This window comes from Pukyongia salina (assembly GCF_002966125.1).
Classification (GTDB): Bacteria; Bacteroidota; Bacteroidia; order Flavobacteriales; family Flavobacteriaceae; genus Pukyongia; species Pukyongia salina.
In genome coordinates this window covers 2,151,296-2,173,234 of record NZ_CP027062.1, presented here as the reverse complement: position 1 = coordinate 2,173,234, position 21,939 = coordinate 2,151,296, and the positions used below count along the sequence as shown (strand labels likewise).

The following is a 21,939-nucleotide window of genomic DNA, read 5'->3' as shown; positions in this document are numbered from 1 at the left end:
GCCTAAACTAACTTCTTATCCAATTATGAAAAAATTAATGTTATTATGCATCTTCCTAACGTCTTACTTCCTAACAGCGCAGGAATATGTAGTCGATCTTAGCTATTATCTTCCTAAAGACGTCACTTACAATAAGAACATACCCACGCCAAAATCTGTGATCGGCCACGAAGTAGGTGAATGGCATATTACCCACGATAAGCTGGCGCAATACATGTATGCGTTGGACAATGCAAGTGACAGGATAAGCATACAGGATCGCGGCACTACCTACGAAGGACGACCTTTATTACTACTAACGATCACCTCACCGGCAAATCATAATAACATCTCAACCATTAAGTCTCAACACCTTGCATTGACCGAAGCCGGTTCCTCTTCCCTTAGCACGGCATCGATGCCGGCTGTTGTGTATCAGGGTTTTTCCATTCATGGGAACGAACCCAGCGGATCCAACGCAGCACTTGCGGTAGCTTATTACCTCGCCGCGGCTGAAGGTCCGAAAATAGACGAATTACTCAACAATACTGTGATACTATTCGATCCTTCCTTCAATCCGGACGGATTACAACGCTTTGCGTACTGGGCGAATATGCATAAGTCGAAAAATATTAATCCCGACCCGAACGACCGGGAATACAGTGAAGTATGGCCGGGAGGTCGAACCAACCATTATTGGTTCGATATGAACAGGGACTGGCTTCCCGTGCAGCTGCCGGAGAGTAAAGCCAGAATACAGACCTTTCACGAGTGGTATCCCAACATATTAACAGATCATCACGAAATGGGAACCAATTCAAGTTTTTTCTTTCAGCCGGGAATTCCTTCCAGAACCCATCCGCTTACCCCGCAGAAGAATCAGGACCTTACAGGGCAAATCGCGAAGTTTCACGCCAAAGCGCTGGATCGTATTGGGAGTTTTTATTATTCTGAAGAGAATTTCGACGACTTTTACTACGGAAAAGGATCGTCATTTCCAGATATCAATGGTAGTGTGGGGATCTTATTCGAGCAAGCATCTTCGCGCGGACACGCGCAGGAAAGCGAAAATGGTATCCTAACCTTTCCTTTCACCATCCGAAATCAATTCACTGCGGCTCTTTCAACCCTTGAAGCGGCAGTAAATATGCGAAAGGACCTCTTAGATTATCAGCGTGAATTCTTTGACGAAGCACGAAAAGAGGCAGCCGCTGGAGGTGCCATAGTGTTCGGTGACGAAAAAGACGCCGCCAAAGCATATCATCTGGCAGAGATCTTAAAGCGACATAAGATTAAAATTCATGAATTAAAAGAAGATTTCAGTAGTGGTGGCAGAAACTTTAAAAAAGGATTCAGTTATGTAATTCCGAAGAACCAGAGACAACATAGACTTATCAACGCCATGTTTGAGAAACGCACGAAATTTCAGGATAGCTTGTTTTACGATATCAGCGCCTGGAGCTTTCCGTTGGCCTTCAACCTTGATTATGTAGAGAACGCATCTGCCAGCCGTGCCGGTAGCGAGATAACCGACCTTAAAATGCCTGTGCCGGATACCCCGATTGTCTCTACTTACGCCTACCTCATGGAGTGGCATGAATATTATAGTCCGAAAGCACTACACATGATACTAAACGAGGGGCTACGGGCCAAAGTTGCCATGAAGCAATTTTCCATAGAAAATAAGAACTACGATTATGGTACCATTTTGATCCCGGTTCAGAACCAGGATATGAATATGGCCGATCTCACTAAATTCCTGGCTAAAGTAAGCCGCGAAACCAAAGTACAGATCAATGGTGTAAAGACCGGACTAGCGCAAGGGATCGATCTGGGAAGTAGTCAGTTTAGAGCGGTGGAGTTACCCAAAGTAGCCATTCTTGTGGGTGATGGTGTAAACCCATACGATGCCGGGGAGATCTGGCACTTGTTCGATACGCGATACGACATGCGCATCACAAAATTAGATACACGTAATTTTGGAAGAGCCGATCTTAGCAGATATACCGATATTATCATGCCGGCCAGCTGGGGCAACGCACTGGATAAAGGAGACGCCGAAAAATTAAAGAGCTGGGTACAGGCGGGAGGATCGTTGATCGCCTATAAGAATGCCGGACGATTTCTGGACCGTAATGAACTCATGAAAATAAAATTTAAATCAAGAAAGGATACGGCTACCAATATCACCTTCGAGCAGAGGAGAGATTATAGCGGAGCCCAGGTTATAGGAGGTGCGATCTTCGAAACTAAGTTAGACAGAAGCCATCCTATTGCCTTTGGATATAAGAACGACCGCCTACCTATGTTCCGGAATTCTACCCTATTCGTGGAAGCGGATAGTGATAGCTACAACAACCCTATCCAGTACACCGCCAATCCATTGCTGAGTGGATATATTTCCAAGCCCAACCTGAAAGATCTGGCCAACACAGTGCCCTTTAAAACCTCTGGTTTGGGTCGTGGGCAGGTGATCTATTTTACCGATAATACCAATTTCCGAGCTTTTTGGTATGGGACAAATAAGTTATTAATGAACGCCATATTCTTTGGGGATTCTATGTAGGTTCACGAAAACCTTTTCGTAACTTTTATCCTGTAAAATGGGCGCTCTTGCATCCTGAAACCTTATCTTTGCCGCTTTTTTAAGCGACAAAGATGATTAGGAAAACCATAAAGAATTTCACTCAGAACCCAAAGAACGACATTCTTTCCGGGCTTACCGTTGCACTGGCATTGGTGCCCGAAGCGGTAGCGTTTGCCTTTGTTGCCGGTATTGATCCCCTGGTAGGCCTGTACGGTGCCTTTATGATGGGTATAGTAACATCCTTGTTTGGTGGTCGTCCCGGCATGATCTCTGGCGCAACCGGAGCCATGGCCGTGGTAATGGTTCATCTTATTCAAAAAGGTAACGAGGTAGGCAGCGCTCTGGACACTCCTATCGATAACCTTGGGCTGCAGTGGCTTTTCATAACTTTATTATTAGTTGGTGGAATTCAAATTGGTGCAGGAATTTTAAGACTCGGGAAGTTTGTACGTCTTATTCCACACTCGGTAATGATGGGGTTTGTTAACGGACTCGCCATTGTGATTTTTTTGTCTCAATTAGGGATGTTTAAAAAGACAGTGGATGGTGAGAGCTCCTGGTTACAGGGAACCGAACTTATGGTCATGCTGGGGCTTGTTTTACTTACTATGGCAATTATGTTTGGATTGCCAAAGCTTACCAAGAAGATCCCTTCGGCATTAACAGCTATTATAGTGGTAGCAGCCATTGTGATCTTTGGGAAGATCGATGTTAGCACCGTTGGTTCTTTTATTAGAGACGGTGGAGGTGACGGGTTGCAGGGAGCACTTCCCAGCTTCCAGGATCAGATCTTCACACTATTCTATACCTTAAAAGGACATTGGAGCATAATTCTCTCAACCGCCTTCATATTAGCTGCGGTTGGGCTTATCGAATCTCTTATGACTCTTAGTTTGATTGATGAAATGACAGAAAGTCGTGGTAGCGGAAATAGAGAGTGTGTTGCTCAAGGCGGAGCCAATATCTTAAACGGACTCTTTGGTGGTATGGGCGGCTGTGCTATGATTGGCCAGTCCATCATAAATATTAACTCCGGAGGTCGTGGCAGGCTATCGGGTGCAACCGCTGCTATAGCCTTATTGTGTTTTGTTTTATTTGGAGCACCGCTTATTGAACAAATCCCCATTGCGGCATTGGTAGGAGTAATGTTCATGGTTGTTATAGGTACTTTTGCCTGGAGTAGCTTCCGTATTCTTCATAAGATCCCCAAAAGTGATGCCTTTGTACTTATAGCGGTATCCGCCATCACAGTATGGCAAGACCTTGCGATAGCTGTTATTGCCGGAGTAATTATGAGTGCCCTTACTTTTGCATGGAAAAACGCTACGATGATCCGTGCCAGAAAAAGCGTGAAGGAAGATGGAACCAAGGTCTATGAGATATGGGGGCCTTTGTTCTTTGGATCTACAACAAATTTCCTTACCAAATTCGATGTGAGGAACGACCCGGACAATGTTGAAATCGATTTTATCGAATCTAAAGTAAGCGACCATTCCGGAGTGGAAGCCATGCGAGGGATTGTAAATAAATATCAGGCTGCGGGTAAAAAAGTTACATTAACGCATTTAAGTCCGGATTGTAAAGCATTACTTCTGAAGAGAAATCCGGAATTCGACCAGGTGATACAGGATTCTATAGACGACCCTCGTTACTATGTTGTAACCGATATCCTGGATAGCGAAGTTTAGGAATGCCAAAAGGTTACTGAGAGTGGGGTTATCATCATAACTAATTGATAATCTATTATTTAATTCGCTACAAGAAGCAGATTAAAGTTTTCTTAAATCGTGTATTATATTAAATTTTATACTACTTTCGCTCTCATTTTTTCATCATTATGAACACTTTAAAAGTAGTACTTCGTTATGTTCTCTTTGTGATGTTTTCGCTGGTAGCGAATGCACAGAACGACACTATTGCAAGCCGCACAGATACTGTTAATTCATCGGCGGATGCGGTTTCATTGAACTATCTCTCTCAATTAGAAGTGAAGAGGAAGATCGATTCGTTAAAACGGGTGGAACTTCAGCAGGAAATAGATCTGCTAAAGGACACAGACAAAGCGAAACGTGTACAATTACAACAGCAAATAGATCAGCTTAAATTACAGGAGTCTGAACTAGTGCGACAGAAAAAAGAACAGATCGAATTGCTTCGCAAGTCAACCACAGGTTATCCGGTAGTTGGTTTTTTTAAGGACACACTTTGGTTAATACATAATAAGCTGGGTAGCTTTACTGCCGCCGAACGTGCAGATGCGATTAATAGAAGGATTCGCAAACTTCCGGACCTATTGGAATTTAATCCGGATTCGTTACGTATCGCACAATCTGAAGCAACCTTCGACATTAGTTACGACCAAACCATCATAGCCAGTATTTCTGAAAACGACGCCCTATGGGAGGATAGTTCACAATTCGATCTTGCGAAGGCTTATCGAATTAAGATCATAGAGGAAGTTGAGAGGTACAGAGCGGAGACTAATTTATTCTCCATCGCAAAAAATATTGTTCTGGCATTGTTGGTATTAGGCCTTATATGGTTTATTATCCGTTATATCGGGAAACTATTCACCTGGATCTCGGGAAAGATCAGTGAGCAGGAGAATAAGAAGATAAAAGGCATCAAGCTGAAGAATTACGTATTGTTCGATGCAAAACGCCAGGTAACCGCATTACTTACAGTGAATAAGATCCTTAAGTGGAGTAGTGTCTTGTTAGTAATTTATCTGGCTCTCCCGGTTTTGTTCGGGATTTTCCCATGGACTCGAAGTTTTGCCAACACCTTGTTCGGTTATGTGGTTAGCCCTGTAAAGAAGATCCTAATTGGTTTTTGGAACTATCTCCCCAACCTCATCACTATTTTGGTGATAGTGATCGTATTTAGGTATGTTTTAAAAGGATTGCGTTTCCTAAAGAACGAAATTGCGAGTGAGAAGCTCAAAATAGGCGGTTTTTATCCGGATTGGGCTAATCCATCATACCAGATCATTCGAGTACTTGTAATAGCATTTATGATCGTGGTGATCTTCCCGTATCTACCTGGAAGTGACTCCCCGGTATTTCAGGGAATTTCTGTTTTCCTGGGCTTCTTGTTCACTTTTGGTTCGGCAGGTTCCTTATCCAACCTTATCGCTGGTCTGGTCCTTACATACATGAGATTGTTCAAGATTGGAGATCGGGTAAAGATCGATGATGTTGTAGGAGATGTGATTGAAAAATCTTCTTTGGTGACCCGGGTTCGAACTACCAAAAACGAGATCATATCAATACCTAACTCAAAGGTAATGACCAGCCATACTATCAACTATAGCAGTGATGCAGATGTACGAGGATTAATCGTTCACACTACTGTAACTATTGGGTATGACGTTCCCTGGGCTAAAATGCATAATGCGCTAATAGAAGCAGCAAAGAGAACCGAATTTATCCTGGATGACCCGGAGCCTTTTGTGCTACAAACCAGTCTGGATGATTTCTATGTTTCTTACCAGGTGAACGGGTATATTCGAGAACCTAACAAGCAGGCTACTATATATTCACAATTACATCAGCATATTCAGGATGTTTGTAACGAAGAAGGAATAGAGATCTTGTCACCGCATTATCGAGCTGCCCGCGATGGCAATATGAGCACTATTCCTGCTGCTTATTTGCCAAAGGACTATACGGCTCCGTCGTTTTTAGTAAAATCGACTAAATAAGGTGCTCAAGGTTGAACTTGCTTAAGAAGGGTGAGATTAAAGGTTAAAATGTACGATAGGAATTAAGACGATTCTGCTTCGGTTTTATGAAGTGGAATGAACACCGAAAATCGGCTTCCCTCGTTCTCCTTCGATGTAACCTCTAGTTTCCCATGATTCATAGAAATGAATTGACGGCATAGCAGCAACCCTAACCCTGTACCTATCTCGCCTGATGTTCCTAAAGAACTAATTTGAGATTCCATTTTATGAAGCCTGGATAGTTCCTCCTCTTTCATTCCAATGCCATCATCCTGTATGTGAACAATCGCGTAATCGGAATTAGTTTCCATGCTCAGGGTGATATTGCCATTAGGCTGTGTAAACTTTAAGGCATTGGATAAAAGATTCCTAAAAACAGTACTCATCATATTAGTATCGGCGTATACCTCTACATTCTCCCCGATGTGCTCATGAATATTTATGGATTTCAGGCGTGCGGCTGGTTTAATGACTTCTACCACGTTATCGAGAATGGAATTGAGATCGAACAAAGATGGCTGATATGTTAAATCCCCCGTTTGAGATGTTGCCCACCGCAATAAGTTGGAAAGTAATTCGGTGGTATTATTGGTTGTTTTCTTAAGCTCGGTAATTATGGTTCTAAGCGATGGATCTTCGATCTGTTCGTTTTCCAGCAATTGTAACAATCCCGTTATAGAATGTAAGGGTTGTTTTAGGTCATGACCAATAATAGAAAACAATTTATCCTTCGTCTTATTGAGGTCTTTCAGCTCTTCGTTTTGTTCAGATAATTTCTGACCGCGATATTCCAGCAATTCGTTAGCCTCTTCCAATTCGTAGTTAAGTTCCTTGCTTTTCAGCCGTAAACGGTTCAGAATAAAAAACAAGAACGTGAGAAGCAAATGCCCGATAAGGAGGACATAGATCACTAAGTTTCTTTCAACCACTGTCTCTTTAAAGGCCGTACTTATTTCAATAGTACTGCCAAAAAGTTTGACTTCACTACTAATAAAATCTGAATCACGAATATTAAAATTCTTGTAGTATTCGGGGTCCTTATTCGTATTATAGACCTTGGTGTTGTTGTACACCTGTTCCCGGTCGAATTCGTATTCGTTCTCCCAACGAAATCGAAATGCAAAATCTTTCTTAGTTTGTTCGGTATACATTCCCTGCATTAGTGTTTTAAACTGTAGTATGGGAGCTACATAACCCAGGGTCTTCTCATCTCTGCGAACACGGAAATTGAGTGGAATTCCTACCCATCCTTCCACCAGGTTCATTGGAGGAAAAAGCAATAAGCTATCGGTTTCCATCAAATGGTTTAGTGCCTGTATTTTATCCGCCGAACGGATGGTCGCAACTTTCCTGCCAACAAGATTATTAGGATCCATCTTATGTCGCGTAAAGGAATATTTAAACGTGTGTGTGCTATCCAAATAACTTACCGCGATCGAATCGTTAGATTGTATAGCCTCCAATTGTTTCTGAACAAACCGATGAAGAAGTTCGGCCGAAGGTAACTCCTCAGATTCATTCATAAACACTTTCATGCCAGCAACCAGAGCCGCAAATTCGTGAATAGCAGTGGAAAATTGACTCACCGATCTTTGATGGGCCTGTTCGAGTTTCAGTTTTTTCTTCTGCACCTCATTATCTGTCTGGTTTCGGTCGATAAGATAAATCGCGGTGATACCAATGATAAAAATTACAAAAGTCCAAACATTTTGTTTGAGGAACGACATGTGCGTTTAGATAGGGGCGTGGTTCGCAATATATGAAATTTTAACATTTACTTCTACTATGGGCTTAGATCGCACATAGAGGTGTAACAATTTAAATTTAAAAAACTCTTTAGGGTAAACCAATCCAACAATCATGAAAAAAATTATTTATTCCATCATTGCTCTTTCTCTGGTGGCTTGTACAGATAGAAATCGGGAAGAGCTCACTCTAGTTAATAAAGGAAATGACTCAGTATCAATTCCGCCGATATCATCATTTTTTCCACCTGCCAAGGCAAAAGTTCTCGTTGTGGGAGTGTTCCATTTCGATTATCCCGGACTTGATGAATTAAAAACTGCAGAAGAAAACAAGATAGATGTATTGAAAGAACCTAAGAAGTCTGAAATGACAGAATTGGTGGAGTACATTAAAAAGTTCAGACCCACGAAGATCGCTGTAGAAGCTAATCCTGGCTGGAGAGCAACGGAGAAATTACGAGAATATGAAGCTGGAGAACATCGTGACAAACGAGATGAGCGATATCAACTGGCAATGCGAATCGCTTCCGAAACCGGTCTGGACACTTTATATGAGGTTAACTCCTATTCGTTAATAAGGGATTTAAAAGAAAATGATTCTCTCGTTTACAAGAAACTAATAAAGGGATTGAATTGGGATTACGAGGATCCATACTGGGATTATGTTAAGAATTGGATTGAAAACGACGATAAGCTTACCTCCCGGGTTAGTCTGCTCGATTTTATCACCTATATGAATTCGAAAGAATCGCACCAATATGGCTATGGCGCGTACCTTACTGGTTTTTTTAAATCTGAAGACCACAAAGGTGCCGATTACCTTTCTATGTGGTGGTATAACCGCAATTTACGGATCTTCAGAAATATTCAGGATATTACGGGTGAATCAAACGATCGTATCATGGTACTTATGGGCAATGGACATGCCGCTATTTTAAGGCAATTATTTGAAAGCTCTCCGGAATATGAATTTGTAGAGTTCTCCGACCTCTGATCAGGAAATACTAAGGCCATTCGCAACAGCTTGGTTGGGAGTTAGCAAAGTAACATCCTTACCTTGTACGGCTCCCAACACCAGGCATTCACTCATAAATGGTCCTATTTGTTTCTTCGGAAAATTAACTACGGCGATCACTTGTTTCCCTACAAGATCTTCCGGGGTATACAAGCTAGTTAGCTGAGCTGAAGATTTTTTTACACCTAAATCCTTTCCGAAGTCTATTTTTAACTTATACGCAGGATTGCGAGCTTCCGGAAATTCTTCAACTTCCAGAATAGTACCCACACGCATATCTACTTTGTGAAAATCGTCCCAGCTAATCATCTCAATGATGTATGTTCAATTTCTTGATCATTTCGGGCGAGATTTCTGTCCCTTTTGCACTATAATTATCTACCAGCAATCCTTTTTTACAATCTTTAGTTTCTATAACATACAGGATCGTATTATCCCCCGGGTCTGTCATACCTTCAAACCTGTAATATTTTACTACCTCCAGATCGCAGGCAAGCCATTTTGCCTTCAGGTCCTTGGATTCGATGCCTTCATTTACCAAATTGAAATCCACATCGTAACCCATTTTGGTAAGGTCGTTAATCGCTTCTGTAAGGGTGTCGTACGAGTTTTTCATGCAGATCTAGTTATTTCTAAAGATACAAATCTGTGTTGAAGATTACAAGGAGTATATATTATTCTAATGCTGTAACTTTATAACCCTTTTGCAAACTAATTTAGAAAAAGTAGTTATGGCACTTACACCCTCAAATATGCTTCCTCTTGGTACCAAGGCACCTAATTTCGTGCTTATTGATGCAATAACAAACAAACCTGTTTCCCTCGCCCAGGTTCGTGGTGATAAAGGAACTGTTGTAATGTTTATCTGCAACCATTGCCCCTACGTAAAACATGTAAATGAAGAGATTGTTCGCTTATGTAATGATTACAGGGTAACTGGTTTCGGATTCGTGGCCATCAGCAGTAACGATGTAGAGAGTTATCCCGAAGACTCTCCACAGAAAATGTGGGAAACGGCCCGTAAACACAGCTATCCTTTTCCTTATCTGTACGATGAAACCCAGGAAGTTGCCAAGGCTTATGACGCGGCTTGCACCCCGGATTTTTACCTCTTCGACGATGAACTTAAACTTATTTATCGCGGACAATTAGACAATTCAAGGCCCGGTAACAGTATCCCGGTGAACGGCCGTGATCTGCGCGAAGCACTAGATAATGTGTTGAATAATAGTCCGCAGCGAAAGGTTCAGAAACCCAGCATGGGATGTAATATCAAATGGAAGAAGGAAGAAGTCTAACGAACCGCATTTTTGATATGGGCATAATGATGCATACTATGCCAGGCATACATAAGCGCTAACTCTTTTAAACTCATACCATTTTCCATTTCTGGATGCTGAAATCTTCTATTCCACTGTTCATCCGTTAGCATTCGCAACAGGTTTACCAACTTATGATGAACTGCTTCAAGATGTGAAAGAGACCAGGAAATTGGCCAGGTTTTATAATCTTCCAACTCTGCAAAGGCATCCTGGTTATAAGCTTTTATCATGGGATTATCTTCACTCAAAGCCCACCGAATCCTGTTATAACTGTGATGATGGCTATCGGAAATATGATGCACTAACTGCCTAATGGTCCAGCTGCCTTCACGGTAAGGGGTGTCGAGCTCATCTTCACTGAGATTGAAGGTAAGTAACTTCAACTGTTCCGGAAAGACTTCCAGTATTGTGATGGCTTCATTTATATCTTTTTCTGAAATGACTTCAGGTATTTCAAATTTGCCTACAGGATATTTTAATGTATCTACATTCATGAGTTTGGTTTCTTGGGTTTTTCTAACAACCGCTAAATTAAAAAACGCCTTCATTTCTGAAGGCGTTCCCAAGTTTATTTCTGAACAGTTTATGAACTATTTCACATCCATAAGCTCCACATCGAAAACCAACGTAGCATTTGGTGGTATAACACCCCCGGCACCACGGCTTCCATAAGCCAGGTGTGAAGGGATCACGAATCTAGCTTTGTCGCCTACTTTCAGCAATTGTATTCCCTCATCCCAGCCAGATATTACCTGCCCGGTCCCTACCGGAAACTCGATGGGGTTGCCTCTTTTAAATGAATTATCAAATTCGGTACCATCCGGGAACATTCCCTTATAGTGAACGGCTACAGTTTGTCCGGCATCGGGTCTTTCACCTTTTCCTTCCTGGATGATCTGGTATCTGAGTCCGCTTTCGGTTTGTTGAAATCCTTCCGAAATAGAAGTAAGAAGTTCTTCCTGTGCTCTTTTCGCTGCGGCTTCTCGCTCAGCCTTCGCTCCGTTAAATTGTCTGAAAGCTTCAACGGCATTCCAGTTTTGAGCTTCCTCCCCTATTCTTTCAATCTCAACTTTTTGCATGGTATCACCCTGGGCGATGCTGTTCACCACTTCCTGTCCTTCGACCACATATCCAAAAACGGTGTGCTTATTGTCCAGCCAGGGGGTTTCTACGTGCGTGATAAAGAACTGACTCCCATTTGTTCCGGGGCCTGCATTCGCCATGGAAAGAACTCCAGGACCAGTATGTTTCAATTCGGGATGAAACTCATCGTCGAAATTATAGCCCGGGCCTCCGGCACCTGTACCGTTAGGGTCGCCTCCCTGGATCATAAAATCCGGTATTACCCTGTGGAATGTGAGTCCGTCGTAATAAGGAGTACCCTGAGGCTTTGCCTCATTTTCCAGGTTTCCTTCGGCTAAAGCCACAAAATTCCCAACTGTCCCAGGTGTTTTGTCGTGGGTTAGTTTTATTTTAATGGTACCTTTCTCAGTACTGATGTTTGCGTAGATTCCGTCTTGCATATCTTTATTTTTAGGAGCTGCAAAGGTACTCATTCTTTCAAATATAAATAAGGGGATCGGGATCGAATTAGGCTGTCGTAACTATCGATAAGAATAAAGGTGATCATGATCCTGGGTCTGCAGGGGCTCAGCTTTCAGGGCAGTACTTTTTATTAAGGTAAGAGTTAATTTGCCACCTCGCTAATAAACTTGATGCGATAGAGCCGCAGTTCTTCATCGTCGTAGTCGCCATCGAATTCTTCCATAGCAGCATCAATCTTGTCTGAATCTGCCTCGAGAAAATATTCGTGTAGCTCTTCCTGCTGTTCTTCATCGAGGATCTCTTCTATCCAGTAATCGATATTTAGCTTGGTTCCGCTATACACGATCGCTTCCATCTCCTTAATGAATTCTTGCATATCCAGGCCTTTGGCCGAAGCAATATCCCTGAGGGATAATTTTCGGTCTACATTCTGAATGATATATAATTTAAGAGCGCTATTGGTACCGGTGGACTTCACGACGAAATCATCGGGCCTCTCAATATCATTCTCTTCCACGTATTTTTTGATGAGTTTGAGAAAAGATTCGCCGTACTTCTTGGCCTTCCCCTCGCCTACTCCATGAACGGTGGAGAGCTCGTCCATAGTAATAGGATATTTTAGCGCCATATCCTCCAGGGAAGGATCCTGAAAAATCACAAAAGGCGGGAGACTGAGTTTATCGGCTACACGTTTACGTTCGGCCTTCAACATATTAAACAGATTATTGTCTGCTACGGCAGCTCCACTTTTCTGGGCCACTTCAATATTATCGTCGTTGGCTTCTTTAAACGAATGGTCTTCGGTCATCATGAAAGACGTAGGATTGACTATAAAGTCACGGCCGGAATCATTTAATTTAATCACACCATAGGTCTCTATATCCTTCCGAAGAAATCTTGCCACCAACAACTGTCTCAATAGTGCCATCCAGTATTCACCTGGTTTGTCTTTACCAATTCCGAAGAAATCCTGCTCATTCGTGCGATGGGACTTGATCATTGCATTAACATGGCCAATCATTACATTTACGATCTCCTTGGCTTTGTACTTCTCATTGGTCTTATTGATAACATCCAAAAGTTTTCTTGCCTCTTCCTTTGCCTCGTGTTTCTTCTTGGGGTGACGCATATTGTCGTCCATATCTCCCCCTTCGCCTGTCTCGTTATCGAACTCCTCACCAAAATAATGCAGGATGAATTTTCGGCGTGAAATAGAAGTTTCGGCAAAGGCGACTACTTCCTGCAGAAGGGCATGACCAATTTCCTGTTCGGCTACCGGCTTACCGCTCATAAATTTTTCCAGTTTCTCTATATCCTTGTAGCTGTAGAATGCAAGACAATGCCCCTCACCTCCATCTCTACCGGCTCTTCCCGTTTCCTGGTAGTAACTTTCTATACTCTTTGGGATATCGTTATGCACTACAAAGCGAACGTCGGGCTTATCTATCCCCATCCCAAAGGCGATCGTCGCCACTACCACGTCTGCATCTTCCATAAGGAACATATCCTGGTGTTTCACCCTGGTTTTTGCATCCAGCCCTGCGTGGTAAGGAACCGCCTTAATTCCATTCACCTGAAGTGTTTGCGCGAGTTCTTCTACTCTTTTTCTGCTTAGACAGTAAATTATACCACTCTTACCTTCATGTTGCTTGACGAATCTCGTGATATCGGCATCCACATTTTTGGTCTTGGGACGAACCTCGTAGTATAAGTTAGGACGGTTAAATGAAGCTTTAAAGGTATTGGCATCCTGGATTCCCAGATTTTTCAATATATCCTCCTGAACTTTGGGAGTGGCAGTAGCGGTAAGGCCAATAATAGGGATATTATTGCCTATTCGCTTGATAATGGTGCGCAAATTACGGTATTCTGGCCTGAAATCATGGCCCCACTCACTAATACAATGCGCTTCATCTATGGCGACAAATGAGACTTTTTCTGCATTTAAAAACTCTACATTCTCTTCTTTGGTAAGGGATTCGGGGGCTACATACAGGAGTTTTGTAATCCCGGCCGAGATATCGCTTTTCACTTTTTTTATCTCGGTCTTGGTTAGAGACGAATTTAAAACATGTGCAATCCCCTCTTCGTCCGAATGTGCACGAAGAGCATCCACCTGGTTCTTCATTAAAGCAATTAGTGGAGACACTACAATTGCAGTACCGTCCTTTATTAATGCGGGAAGTTGATAACAGAGGGATTTGCCACCTCCGGTGGGCATAATAACGAAAGTGTTATGATTAGCGAGGATGCTTTTTATAACGTCTTCCTGTAGCCCTTTAAATTTCGTGAAACCAAAAAACTTTTTCAGTGCCGCGTATATATCTATTTCAGCCACGCTGCTTTAACTTTTAATTCTTTTAAGTGAAAGGTTTAAGGAATTATAATTGTTAAAACTGAGGAACAATCGTAATTTTGCAACCTTTACAGAATAAGTGTATCTATTAATTAGGTTTGTTAAGGGCGTTACGTATTAAGGATGATACGTTCGCTTTTTAAATATACTAATTTCTGAAACAGTTACAAACATATAAAAGCGTAAAATTTTGAATCAGGAATCGAGGATCATTTCAGTAGCGAAAGAAACAATTGTGACCGAAAGTAAGGCTATCTTGCATTTGGCAGACCTGGTTGATGAAGAATTCGCGCAAGCGGTAGATTACATATATAAATCTGATGGTCGTGTGATCATTACCGGTATTGGCAAAAGTGCTAATATCGCTACAAAGATCGTTGCTACGTTAAACAGTACCGGTACGCCGGCTATCTTTATGCATGCTGCAGATGCCATTCATGGAGATTTAGGAACTATCCTGCAAAGCGATACGGTTATATGTATCTCTAAAAGTGGCAATACACCTGAAATTAAAGTGCTTGTACCACTTATAAAGACCCGGGGTAATAAATTGATCGCTATTACCTCGAACAAGGAATCCTTCCTTGGGCAACAGGCAGATTACGTGCTACACGCCTATGTGGAGAAGGAGGCCTGCCCCAACAACCTTGCGCCAACTACCAGTACAACCGCACAACTAGTGATAGGGGATGCCCTGGCTATGTGTTTACTGGATATTCGCGGATTTTCAAGTAAGGATTTCGCGAAGTTCCATCCGGGTGGATCGCTTGGTAAAAAACTTTATCTTCGCGTTAGCGACCTTACCTCCCTCAATGAGCAGCCGCAGGTACATCCCGATACCGATGTAAGAAGGGTGATCGTGGAGATATCGGAAAAGATGCTGGGAGTTACGGCAGTGGTAAAAGACGATAAGATAGTTGGTATTATTACCGATGGTGACTTGCGTAGGATGCTTACCAAAGTTGAAAACTTCAAAGGGTTAACAGCCAAGGATATTATGACCAAAAACCCCAAGAAGATCAACAACGACGCCATGGCCATTGAGGCAATGGAACTAATGGATAAGCACGGAATTACGCAGATCCTGGCCGAAAAGAATGGCAAATACTGTGGAGTGGTCCATATTCACAACCTTACCAAAGAAGGAATTATTTAATGGCAGCAGCTAAAAGCACATCCCCGGGGAAAGAAATGTCGTTTTTAGGGCATTTGGAGGAACTCCGGTGGCACCTAATCCGTTCTACGATGGCCATTGTATTGGCTGGCACCGTTGCCTTTATCATGAAGGATTTTATATTCGACACCTTGATCTTCGGCCCTACCAAAAAAGGTTCCTTTCCTACGTATAAGCTGCTCTGTGAAGGCGCAAAACTGTTAGGTTTTGAAGGCAGTTTCTGTTCTACCGAATTTCCTTTCAGAATACAAAGTAGAACCATGGCAGGACAGTTCTCGGCACATATCTGGACCTCGATCACCGCCGGGTTCATTATTTCCTTCCCTTATGTACTGTACGAATTTTGGCGATTTGTAAGCCCCGGATTGCACCGCAATGAGCGTAGCTCTGCCAGGGGTTTCATCTTTGTCGCTTCTATCCTGTTCTTTACGGGTGTTCTATTTGGGTACTATGTGGTTACTCCATTGTCGATAAACTTCCTGGGGACCTACCAGGTGTCGGAAGTTGTGTTTAACGATTTCGACCTTAGTAGTTATATAGGGTTGGTGCGCGCTTGTGCGCTCTCCAGCGGACTCATATTTGAACTGCCAATAATTATATACTTTTTAACCAAGATAGGACTGGTTACTCCGGAAATACTGCGGAAATATAGAAAATTCGCTTTGGTGATCGTCTTGATCATTTCGGCGATCATTACTCCCCCGGACATTGCCAGCCAGGTGATCGTGGCCATCCCTGTTGTGATCCTTTATGAGGTAAGTATCTTTATTTCGAAAGCCGTAGTAAAGCGACAGAATAAAAAAGCAAAAGCCCATGCAAGATAATATTGTAGAAGAGTTCAATGCGTACCGTTCGAAAATGAACGAAAAGCTTCTTAATGACAACAATAAGATCATTAAACGGATCTTTAACCTGGATACCAATGCCTTCGCCGAAGGTGCCCTTCCGAAGAAAACCAAGGAACTACTAGGCCTGGGTAATTCGATGGTGTTACGCTGCGATGATTGTGTACGCTACCATCTCGAAGCTTGCTACAAATTAGGGATACCGAAGGAGGAAGTTGTTGAAGCCCTTAGTATTTCTCTGCTTATTGGAGGCACGATCGTGATCCCACATCTGCGCAGGGCATACGAATTTTGGGAAGCCTTAGAGAAATCTTAAAGTTTTTTTCTGCGGAAAAATATGACGTACTTTAGCCTTTGTCAAACGAAAAAATGAAACTACGCGCCGAAAATCTAGTTAAATCCTACAAGGGCCGAAAGGTTGTGAAAGGTATCACAGTGGAAGTAAACCAGGGTGAGATCGTCGGGCTATTAGGTCCTAATGGTGCGGGGAAGACCACTTCGTTCTATATGATCGTAGGCCTGATAAAGCCTAATGGCGGCCAGATATTTCTGGAGGGTACCAATATCACCAAATACCCTATGTACAAGAGAGCACAAAACGGTATTGGCTATTTGGCACAAGAGGCGTCTGTCTTCAGGAAATTGAGTATAGAGGATAATATCCTCAGTGTACTGCAACTCACCAAGCTGTCGAAAAAAGAGCAGCATTTAAAAATGGAATCCCTTATCGAGGAATTTGGCTTGGGCCATATCCGTAAAAATCGTGGTGACCTGCTAAGTGGGGGGGAGAGAAGACGAACAGAAATTGCCCGCGCCCTTGCCACAGATCCTCACTTTATATTACTTGATGAGCCGTTTGCGGGGGTAGATCCAGTGGCGGTAGAAGATATCCAGGGAATCGTTGCGCGTTTAAAAGATAAGAACATCGGTATCCTTATCACCGATCACAACGTACAGGAAACACTGGCCATTACAGACCGCACTTATCTCATGTTTGAAGGTAGTATACTTAAACACGGTATCCCGGAAGAACTCGCCTCCGATGAAATGGTAAGGAAAGTGTATTTGGGTCAGAATTTTGAGCTTCGAAAGAAAAAGCTATCCTTCTAATTCTTTGAAAAGAGAGACATTACAAAATAGAGTAATATAATTACTGGCAGGGCGATGAACTGAAGCATAACGATCGCCGCAACACTCAACAAGAGAAACAAATACCGGATCTTGTTACTGCCAAAATCCCATGTCTTGAATTTTAGGGCGAACAATCTTACCTCGGCATTCATTATAAAACAGCTTACCAGTGTGGTAGCTACCAAAAACCATTTATTCATGATAATCTCTTCAATGGCTTCCGAATGCTGAAAATGAAGAATTAAGGGTAAACTTAGAACGAAGATCGCGTTCGCAGGTGTGGGCAAGCCAATGAAACTCTCGGTTTGCCGCGTATCTACGTTGAATTTTGCGAGTCGGTAAGCCGCAGCCACAGCGATGAGCAAGCCCGTAAAAGGCAAATAACTAAATACAATATTGTTCCAGCCACCAAGGGCCAAAGATTGGGTGATATTCATTGGTTCACCACTGATGGATATATGGATCATTTCCAGCATAACTATCGCCGGCGCCACGCCACAGGTAACAACATCGGCCAACGAATCCAGTTGCAGACCGATCTCACTTTGTGCATTCAACCATCTGGCCGCCAGGCCATCGAAAAAGTCGAAAACGATCCCAATAAACACAAAAAACGAAGCTGTGATAAGATCCCCTGAAATTGCAAAAAGAATGGCTACCATGCCACACAATAAATTAAGGGAAGTAATAATGTTTGGAATTTGCTTTACCATGGCTTTTACGAATGCTGTAAAAATAGCAAACTATTTGCGTCTAAAGGCTATTATGCACAATATGTAGTGAAATTAATAGTTTATTATTCTGTAAAATAATAAGATATTTGCTGAAAATATATCGCTTGAAAAAGATCATTTTTGTTGCCTTTTTGTTGCTTTTCGCAACGATTTCTGCACAAACTACCCGTAAATATTCTAACGAATTCATGAATATCGGGGTTGACGCTGCTGCATTTGGTATGGCCAATTCGGTGGTAGCTTCTTCCAGGGATGTTAATTCAGGCTATTGGAATCCGGCAGGTTTGGTCCATATAGAAGATAACGAACTTGCTTTGATGCACGCCTCCTACTTCGCGAATATCGCTAGCTTCGATTACGCTGGTTTCGCCATGCCTATAGACGACCGTTCTGCGGTGGGTCTTTCGGTTATACGTTTTGGCGTGGATGATATCCTGAACACGACACAACTAATAGACGAACAAGGTAATATCGACTATAACAGGATAAGTCTATTCTCTACCGCAGATTATGGGGTCACTTTCTCATATGCGCGAAAACTACCGCTCGACGGACTCAACTTTGGGGTAAACGCCAAGGTGATTCGAAGGGTGATCGGGGATTTCGCATCTTCATGGGGTTTTGGCCTTGATGCCGGAATACAATTTGAGAGAAAAGATTGGCGATTTGGCCTTATGGCCCGCGATATAACAACCACCTTCAATGCCTGGTCCATAGACGAAGAGCAATTTGCAACTATTTCTGGGGCTGTAGAGGGACAAAACCAGGAGTTACCGGAAACCACAGAGATCACCATCCCCAAATTACAACTGGGGATCGCACGCAAATTTGTATTTCATTACGATTTTGTACTACTGGCCGAAATGGACCTCAACTTCCGCTTTGCGGAAACCAACGATATATTCTCTTCATCTTTTGCCAGTATTACCCCGGCCCTCGGGCTGGAATTTGGATATATTGATATGATCTTTGTACGGGGTGGCGTAGGTAACTTTCAAAATGTAACACAACTGGACGGTAGCGACTCCGTGAACTTTCAACCCAATATTGGGGTAGGATTTAGATATAAGGGAATTCAGGTAGACTACGCATTAACCGACATAGGAGACCAAAGCACAGCGTTGTATTCTAATGTATTTTCACTTAAATTAGACTGGAGTATATTTAGATAGATGAAAAAAAACTACCTCCTCTTCCTTTTTATTTTACTGAATTTACCTGCCTTCGCGCAGTACGTCTCACTTTCGGAAAAGGCGGAAATTAGTATCCTCACCATAGGACCGGGAGATAATCTCTACGACAAATTTGGACACAGCGCCTTTCGTGTATACGACCCGGAAAACGATATCGATTATGCGTTCAATTATGGGGTTTACGATTTCGACACCCCGAATTTCTACACCAAATTCGCTCAGGGTAAATTACTTTACAAACTTGCAGTAAGCGAATTCGAGCCGTTTTTAAACAGTTATAAGGCTCAGGACCGATGGGTGGAAGAACAGGTGTTAAACCTGAGCTATTCGGAAAAACAAGGCGTATTTAATTTCCTTCAGGAAAACGCCAAACCGGAGAATAAATATTACAAATACGATTTCCTGTACGACAACTGCGCGACCAGAATACGAGATGTGCTCGTATCTGTCCTGGGAGATAAACTGAAATACAACGCAATCCTTGCGGAAGAAGGCTATACGTTCCGGGAGCTGATTCAGAAAAATGTACATTACAATAGCTGGGGAAGCCTGGGTATGGATGTTGCCATTGGCGCCGTAGTGGATAGAAAAGCCTCCTCCTGGGAATACCAGTTCTTACCGGAATACGTTTATAAAGCCAATGAAGGTGCTACCATTGCCACCGCCTCTGGGACTACAGCGCTGGTTAAAACAACTAAAAAATTATACGATACCGAGGAACGTCGCGAAAGTGGAAATTTTTTCGTTAGTCCGTTATTTATCTTTGGTATCCTGGGCTTGCTGCTGGTTTTTGTAACTTATAAAAACTACAAAAACCAGCAGCGAAGCCGCTATCTCGATATGCTAATCTTTCTCGTAACCGGACTCATTGGCGTAATTCTTTTACTTCTTTGGTTTGCGACAGACCATAGCACCACGGCTAATAATTACAACCTCCTCTGGGCGTTTCCATTCTCCCTGCTGTTCTTTACATTAATTAGCAGGCAAACTCCCAAACGCTGGCTGCAGCGCTATACTTTCTTTCTAATTTTATTATTGGTCCTGCTCGGTTTTCATTGGATCTCGGGAGTACAGCGATTCGCCATTGGATTGCTTCCATTGCTCCTTGGACTTGCCGTTAGATACATCTATCTCTATCGATATCTAGGGAATAAGAACAGGAATTGATCACTGCCCCCTGAAGAATATAATCGTACTTAGTGTTTTTATTACAATACTTATATCCAGGAATAGACTCCTGTGTTTTATATAATACAGATCGTACTGCAGTTTTTCCAAGGCATCCTCCTGGGTACTTCCGTATTTCGCATTTACCTGCGCCCATCCGGTAACCCCTGGCTTAACCAGGTGTCTTACTTCGTAAAAGGGTATTTTTTCTGAAAGCTCCTGAACGAAAACCGGTCGTTCCGGTCTGGGACCGATCACGCTCATATCGCCTTTTATAACATTAATGAACTGAGGGATCTCATCGAATCGCGACCTACGCAGAAACCTGCCAAATTTCGTCACCCGATGGTCTTTCGCTGCGGCATACCTGGCACCGTCCTTTTCGGCATTAACAACCATACTTCGCAATTTATAGATCTTAAAGTGCTTGCTGTTCTTACCTACGCGGGTTTGCGTATAAAATACCGGACCGCGGTTGCCTATAATGTTTCCAATGATAACAACCGGTGAGATTAGGAGCCCGAAGATCAATCCGAGAACTGAGAATAAGAGGTCTAAAATACGATGGAAGAATAGATAGAGTTTGTTTTGATTACTTCTGCTGAAAGGGAAATATCGATAAAAATCCTTATCTACATGCTGTACCGGAACTCTATGTGTGATCTCTTCGTACACCTGGGTGTACTCCCGGATGGGAACACCACTTTCCAAAAGATTTATTAATTGATTGTACAAGGAAACCGTCATCCCCGATGAGGGTTGAGTAGCGATCACGATCTCCGAAATGGCGTGCTCCTTCACTGTTTCGGCTACATTATTTAACGTAAATTCTTCCGGTAGATCGAAGGCGAGACTTGCCTGTTGCGTTTTGGTGGTATCTATATAACCGATCACTTTATAATTAGGATCCGATTTCTGCAGCGATCTAATTACCTTCGCCATATCTTCCGAGCTACCAATAATTAAAACTCTCTTAAAGAACCTGGGAGCAGAGATAAGCACGATATAGGCATACCGCCATACGAACAAAGCTACATTTACTGCTATGTAAAAATAAATGATCTGTAACCTGTTCTCCGGTAATTCGGGGGTAAAGAATGGCGTTAAAAGATAGAATAGAACTGTAACCGATGATGTAAGAATGATATTCTGAATCACTACTTCGAACTTACTGGCTTTCTGAAGATTGTAGAGTTCGAAAATAGTAGCAAATACTCCCAGATACAAGGCTAGTACTATAGACCACACCCAGTGATCTGCGTTGATCTTAAAATAGTCGAAGTCGAATACGGTCCCCACCAAATAGAGCAATGCCAGGACACTAATAATGTCGAAGATCCGCAAAAGGACCTTTCGTTCAGAAATATCAAAATGAATATTCGACTTTTGAGGCATTGGTTGGAGATTGTCTTCGTAAATGTA

At 42.5% G+C, this 21,939-nt stretch carries 19 protein-coding genes; 11 read left to right on the top strand and 8 right to left on the bottom strand.

Features of this window, described 5'->3' with window-relative positions; all coding sequences use genetic code 11:
• Positions 1–25: 25 nt before the first annotated feature.
• From C5O00_RS09895 to C5O00_RS09885, 3 genes are all read left to right on the top strand, one after another.
• On the top strand, positions 26–2,545 hold the full coding sequence (locus C5O00_RS09895) for a M14 family zinc carboxypeptidase (protein ID WP_105217636.1): 2,520 nt from the start codon (positions 26–28) through the stop codon (positions 2,543–2,545).
• A 92-nt stretch (positions 2,546–2,637) separates the two neighbouring features.
• Complete coding sequence (locus tag C5O00_RS09890) at positions 2,638–4,254, top strand: SulP family inorganic anion transporter (RefSeq protein ID WP_105216705.1); 1,617 nt, start codon at positions 2,638–2,640, stop codon at positions 4,252–4,254.
• Positions 4,255–4,403: 149 nt separating this feature from the next.
• Positions 4,404–6,269: a DUF8459 domain-containing protein gene (locus tag C5O00_RS09885; protein WP_105216704.1), complete on the top strand. Its 1,866-nt coding sequence runs from the start codon at positions 4,404–4,406 to the stop codon at positions 6,267–6,269.
• A gap of 62 nt (positions 6,270–6,331) precedes the next feature.
• Here the strand turns inward: C5O00_RS09885 and C5O00_RS09880 are convergent, their stop codons facing one another.
• Positions 6,332–8,017 carry a sensor histidine kinase gene (locus C5O00_RS09880; protein WP_105216703.1) on the bottom strand — a complete coding sequence of 562 codons (1,686 nt, stop codon included), beginning with the start codon at positions 8,015–8,017 and terminating at the stop codon, positions 6,332–6,334.
• 133 nt (positions 8,018–8,150) lie between these two features.
• On the opposite strand from C5O00_RS09880, the gene C5O00_RS09875 reads away from it, so the two are divergent.
• The gene (locus C5O00_RS09875) at positions 8,151–9,029 is read left to right on the top strand and encodes a DUF5694 domain-containing protein (RefSeq protein ID WP_244592970.1); all 879 of its coding nucleotides are present in this window, start codon (positions 8,151–8,153) and stop codon (positions 9,027–9,029) included.
• On the opposite strand, the gene C5O00_RS09870 is transcribed toward C5O00_RS09875, so the two are convergent.
• Entirely contained in the window at positions 9,030–9,359 is a 330-nt protein-coding gene (locus C5O00_RS09870) for a tRNA-binding protein (protein WP_105216702.1), read from the bottom strand.
• 1 nt (position 9,360) lies between these two features.
• Positions 9,361–9,666 (bottom strand): phosphoribosylpyrophosphate synthetase, encoded by a 306-nt coding sequence (locus C5O00_RS09865; protein WP_105216701.1) that lies wholly within the window; start codon positions 9,664–9,666, stop codon positions 9,361–9,363.
• 115 nt (positions 9,667–9,781) lie between these two features.
• Here C5O00_RS09865 and C5O00_RS09860 point away from each other — a divergent pair, with 115 nt between their 5' ends.
• Complete coding sequence (locus C5O00_RS09860) at positions 9,782–10,348, top strand: thioredoxin family protein (protein WP_105216700.1); 567 nt, start codon at positions 9,782–9,784, stop codon at positions 10,346–10,348.
• On the opposite strand, the gene C5O00_RS09855 is transcribed toward C5O00_RS09860, so the two are convergent.
• The 3 genes from C5O00_RS09855 to recQ all read right to left on the bottom strand — a co-directional run bounded on the left by C5O00_RS09855 (position 10,345) and on the right by recQ (position 14,255).
• Positions 10,345–10,866, bottom strand: a complete 522-nt coding sequence (locus tag C5O00_RS09855; protein WP_105217634.1) for a YfiT family bacillithiol transferase — start codon at positions 10,864–10,866, stop codon at positions 10,345–10,347. The genes C5O00_RS09860 and C5O00_RS09855 overlap by 4 nt on opposite strands.
• Positions 10,867–10,962: 96 nt before the next feature.
• Positions 10,963–11,895 (bottom strand): peptidylprolyl isomerase, encoded by a 933-nt coding sequence (locus tag C5O00_RS09850; protein WP_105217633.1) that lies wholly within the window; start codon positions 11,893–11,895, stop codon positions 10,963–10,965.
• 164 nt (positions 11,896–12,059) lie between these two features.
• Positions 12,060–14,255 carry a DNA helicase RecQ gene (gene recQ / locus C5O00_RS09845; protein ID WP_105216699.1) on the bottom strand — a complete coding sequence of 732 codons (2,196 nt, stop codon included), beginning with the start codon at positions 14,253–14,255 and terminating at the stop codon, positions 12,060–12,062.
• Between the two features lie 208 nt (positions 14,256–14,463).
• On the opposite strand from recQ, the gene C5O00_RS09840 reads away from it, so the two are divergent.
• Genes C5O00_RS09840 through lptB form a run of 4 tightly spaced genes read left to right on the top strand, consistent with a single transcriptional unit; the run spans position 14,464 to position 17,402 of the window.
• Positions 14,464–15,429: a KpsF/GutQ family sugar-phosphate isomerase gene (locus C5O00_RS09840; protein WP_105216698.1), complete on the top strand. Its 966-nt coding sequence runs from the start codon at positions 14,464–14,466 to the stop codon at positions 15,427–15,429.
• Entirely contained in the window at positions 15,429–16,271 is an 843-nt protein-coding gene (gene tatC, locus C5O00_RS09835) for a twin-arginine translocase subunit TatC (RefSeq protein ID WP_105216697.1), read from the top strand. The genes C5O00_RS09840 and tatC overlap by 1 nt, the downstream gene beginning before the upstream one ends.
• Complete coding sequence (locus C5O00_RS09830; RefSeq protein WP_105216696.1) at positions 16,261–16,608, top strand: carboxymuconolactone decarboxylase family protein; 348 nt, start codon at positions 16,261–16,263, stop codon at positions 16,606–16,608. Before tatC ends, C5O00_RS09830 begins: the two co-directional genes overlap by 11 nt.
• 53 nt (positions 16,609–16,661) lie before the next feature.
• Complete coding sequence (gene lptB, locus C5O00_RS09825) at positions 16,662–17,402, top strand: LPS export ABC transporter ATP-binding protein (RefSeq protein ID WP_105216695.1); 741 nt, start codon at positions 16,662–16,664, stop codon at positions 17,400–17,402.
• Here the strand turns inward: lptB and C5O00_RS09820 are convergent.
• Complete coding sequence (locus tag C5O00_RS09820) at positions 17,399–18,136, bottom strand: CDP-alcohol phosphatidyltransferase family protein (protein WP_105216694.1); 738 nt, start codon at positions 18,134–18,136, stop codon at positions 17,399–17,401. The two genes, lptB and C5O00_RS09820, sit on opposite strands and share 4 nt — an antisense overlap.
• 125 nt (positions 18,137–18,261) lie before the next feature.
• Between C5O00_RS09820 and C5O00_RS09815 the strand changes: the two genes are divergently transcribed.
• Entirely contained in the window at positions 18,262–19,329 is a 1,068-nt protein-coding gene (locus tag C5O00_RS09815) for a putative type IX sorting system protein PorV2 (protein ID WP_105216693.1), read from the top strand.
• Positions 19,330–20,517 carry a DUF6427 family protein gene (locus tag C5O00_RS09810; protein ID WP_105216692.1) on the top strand — a complete coding sequence of 396 codons (1,188 nt, stop codon included), beginning with the start codon at positions 19,330–19,332 and terminating at the stop codon, positions 20,515–20,517.
• Here the strand turns inward: C5O00_RS09810 and C5O00_RS09805 are convergent, their stop codons facing one another.
• On the bottom strand, positions 20,518–21,912 hold the full coding sequence (locus C5O00_RS09805; RefSeq protein WP_105216691.1) for a sugar transferase: 1,395 nt from the start codon (positions 21,910–21,912) through the stop codon (positions 20,518–20,520).
• Positions 21,913–21,939 lie beyond the last annotated feature (27 nt).